The following is a 3,521-nucleotide window of genomic DNA, read 5'->3' as shown; positions in this document are numbered from 1 at the left end:
GTGGCCATGGTCGTCGGGGACGTCGTCGGACACGGCGTCCAGGCCTCGGCCACCATGGGCCGGCTGCGCACCGCCGTGCGCACCCTCGCCGACATCGACCTGGCCCCCGACGAACTGCTCACCCACCTGGACGACCTGGTGGTCCGGCTGTCGGAGGAGGCCGGCGGCGAGGGCAGCCCCGGCGAGGTCGGCGCGACCTGCCTGTACGCGGTGTACGACCCCGTGTCGCGGCGCTGCACCCTGGCGCGCGCCGGGCACCCGCCGCCGGTGCTGCTCCGGCCGGACGGCACGCCCCGGCCGGTCGAGCTGCCCGTCGGTCCCCCGCTGGGCGTGGGCGGGCTGCCGTTCGAGTCGGCCGAGCTGGAGGTGGCCGAAGGCAGTGTGCTCGCCTTCTACACCGACGGCCTGGTGAAGTCCCACGAGCGGGACGCGGACGCCGGTCACCGGCTGCTCGGGGAAGCGCTGGCGGACCCCTCGGGCTCCCTGGACGAGACCTGCGACCGGATCCTGCGCATGCTGCTGCCGCCCGGCGGGGTCGCCGACGACGTGGCCCTGCTGCTCGCGCGCACCCGCGGCCTGCCCGCCTCCCGGGTGGCGACCTGGGACATCCCCGCCGATCCCGCGCTGGTCGCGCCGATCCGCAAGCAGGCCGTCGAGCAGTTGGCGCGCTGGGGGCTGAGCGACGCGTCGTTCACCACCGAACTCGTGGTGAGCGAGCTCGTCACCAACGCGATCCGGTACGGCTCCCGACCCATCCGCCTGCGGCTCATCCATGACGCGACGACGCTGATCTGCGAGGTCTCCGACCACAGCCACACCGCGCCGCACCTGCGCCGGGCGAAGACCTGGGACGAGGGCGGCCGCGGCCTGCTCCTGGTCGCCCAGCTCACCCAGCGCTGGGGCAGCCGGCACACCGCCGAGGGCAAGACGATCTGGGCGGAGCTGGCGCTCCTCGAGGACGGCTGAGGAAGCGCTCCCGCCGACCCGGCCGGGCGGGGTCCTCACCCGAACATGTTTTCATGGACGGGCTCCCGGTCCTCCTCGATGGGCGGGCAGCGTCCCCCCGCCTCGTCCCGGAGAACCGCCCTGAACACCCCGCTCGCCGAAAGTCTGTCCGTCGTCCTGCTCGCCGCCGCTCTCGGCTGGGCGGTGCTGCGCCCCGCCGGGCGGTCGGAGGCCCTGGTCGCCGTCCCCGCGGCGGCGGCGGTGATCGCCCTCGGCGCGGTGTCGCCGGAGCACGCCCTGGCGGAGGCCGAACGGCTCGGGCCGGTCGTCGGCTTCCTCGCCGCGGTGCTGGTGCTGGCGCACCTGTGCGACGTCGAGGGACTGTTCACCGCGTGCGGCGCGTGGATGGCCCGCCGGGCGGCCGGCCGGCCCCGGCGCCTGCTGGTCGCGGTGTTCGTGCTGGCGTCGGCCGTCACGGCTGCGCTCAGTCTGGACGCCACGGTGGTGCTGCTCACGCCGGTGGTGTTCGCCACCGCCGCCCGGATGGGTGTGCGCTCCAGGCCGCACGTCTACGCCTGCGCGCACCTGTCGAACACCGCCTCGCTGCTGCTGCCGGTGTCCAACCTCACCAACCTGCTGGCGTTCACCGCGAGCGGGCTGAGCTTCACCCGGTTCGCCGCCCTGATGGCGCTGCCGTGGGTGGTCGCGATCGGCGCCGAGTACCTGGTGATGCGACGGTTCTTCGCCGCCGACCTGCCCGCCGCCGAGCCCGTCGCCGACGACGGTCCGGAGCCCGAGCTGCCGCTGTTCGCGCTGGTCACCGTGGCCTGCACGCTGGCGGGATTCGTGGTGGCCTCCGCGGTCGGGGTCGAGCCTGCCTGGGCCGCGCTGGCCGGCGCCCTCGTCATGGCCGGGCGCGCGCTGGCACGACGCCACGTGACGCCGGTCGCCGTGGTGCGGGCGGCCGCGCCGGGCTTCCTCGCGTTCGTGCTGGCGCTCGGGATCGTGGTGCGCGCGGTGGTCGACAACGGCCTCGCCGACGCGTTGCGGCATGCGCTGCCCGACGGCTCGGGTCTGCTCGCGCTGCTGGCCGTCGCCGCGGTGGCCGCCGTCCTGGCGAACCTGATCAACAACCTGCCCGCGGTGCTGGTCCTGGTGCCCCTCGCCGCCCCGGCGGGGACCGGGGCGGTGCTCGCGGTGCTGCTCGGGGTCAACATCGGCCCGAACCTGACCTACGCCGGCTCCCTCGCGACGCTGCTGTGGCGACGCGTGGTGCAGGAACGGGACGAGCGCGTCGACGTCGGCGAGTTCACCCGGCTCGGCCTGCTCACGGTGCCGGCCGCGCTGATCCCGGCCGTGGTGGCGCTGTGGGCCTCGCTTCAGGTGATCGGCGCCTGACCGCCCGGTTCAGCGCGGGCCGCCGCCGTAGCCCCCGTAGCCGTAACCGCCGTAACCCCCGTAGCCGTACCCGCCATAGCCCGGACCGCCGCCGTAGCCGTATCCCCCATAGCCCGGACCTCCGTAGCCCCCGTAGCCGGAGCCGCCGGGCGTGCCGGGACGGCCGCCCGAGCAGGGGTTCCCGTACCAGCAGGACGTGCCGCCCGGCCCCGGGGACGCGCTTGCGGACGGCGTCGGCACGGCGGACCCCGCAGGGGCGACGGACCCCGCAGGGGCGGGCGCGGGGGCCGGCTTCGCGGCCTTCGGCGCGGCGGACGGCGTCGGGTCGCCCGTGGGGTCGCTGTCGACGCCCCAGTTGACGAACTCCATCTGCGGGTCGGGACGCGAGGTGTCGATCACCCAGCGCTGGGCGGCGCTGTCCACCCGGTTCTTCAGGACGAGCGCGCCCGAGCCGTCGGTGGCGGCGGGCGCCAGCGCGAGGTTCTGGCCGGAGCGCGGGACGAGCGTGCCCTGCAGTGTGAAGTCGTACTGGACGTTCTTGGCGTCCGGCTGTCCCGCGCCCGTGCACGGCGCGAGCCGCACCGAGTAACCGAGCCGGGAGTCGAGGCAGAGGTCGGGGGCCGCGGAGCTGCGCAGCAGTCCGTTCGGGTCGTACGCCCACTGCTGGCCGACGGCCGAGGTGCAGGCGGCGAGCTGGGCCTCGGCGCCGCTGACCGGCTTGGTCCCCTCGACGCCGATGCACAGCCCGGAGGCGACGTTGTGCAGACGGCCGCGCACGGTGCCCTGCGCGGCGGCGTCGGCGCCGGCCCAGGACGGATCGCCGGTGGCCCTGTCCGTGCCCGGGGCGTCGGGCTCCGTCGCGCCGCTGTTGGCGGCCGGGGTCGAGCCGTCGCCGGAGTCGATGACGGCCCACACCATGAGCGGCAGGACGACGAGGCCGCTCACGGTCAGCACGGCGGCGGCGAGGTTGCGCCGACGGGCGGCGCGACGGGCCGCCTTCTGCGCCGAACGGCTCGCGCAGCGGCGCACGTCGGCGCCCGTCACCGAGCCGGAGCGCAGGTCGGCGTCGGGCTCGGAGCCGGGCGCGGATGCGCCCCCGGGGCCGGCCGGCGCGGTGGCGGCCGCGGGAAGGTCGCCGAAGCGGGCCCCGATCCGGGAGGCCAGGCCGGACCGCAGCC

The 3,521-nt window shown here is 76.1% G+C and carries 3 protein-coding genes; 2 read left to right on the top strand and 1 reads right to left on the bottom strand.

Going from position 1 to position 3,521, the window contains the following annotated elements:
* Nucleotides 1–966, top strand: a 966-nt coding sequence (locus ABT300_RS42400; RefSeq protein ID WP_351688039.1) for a SpoIIE family protein phosphatase, incomplete at its 5' end; no start/stop codon positions are given.
* Between the two features lie 78 nt (nt 967–1,044).
* Nucleotides 1,045–2,343 carry an SLC13 family permease gene (locus ABT300_RS42395; protein WP_351688042.1) on the top strand — a complete coding sequence of 433 codons (1,299 nt, stop codon included), beginning with the start codon at nt 1,045–1,047 and terminating at the stop codon, nt 2,341–2,343.
* Between the two features lie 9 nt (nt 2,344–2,352).
* On the opposite strand, the gene ABT300_RS42390 is transcribed toward ABT300_RS42395, so the two are convergent.
* The coding region (locus ABT300_RS42390) for an RICIN domain-containing protein (RefSeq protein WP_351688037.1) at nt 2,353–3,521 on the bottom strand (1,169 nt) is incomplete at its 5' end.

Origin of the sequence: Streptomyces sp. NPDC001027, from assembly GCF_040299045.1 — a bacterium.
In the GTDB taxonomy this organism is placed as follows: Bacteria; Actinomycetota; Actinomycetes; order Streptomycetales; family Streptomycetaceae; genus Streptomyces.
The sequence above is the reverse complement of the archived record's forward strand: the minus strand, read 5'-3'. Positions and strand labels throughout refer to the sequence as shown.

Bases quoted from the DNA above. Each gene is read 5' to 3' on its own strand.
- ABT300_RS42395 (WP_351688042.1), top strand. From the start codon at position 1,045: ATGGGCGGGCAGCGTCCCCCCGCCTCGTCCCGGAGAACCGCCCTGAAC.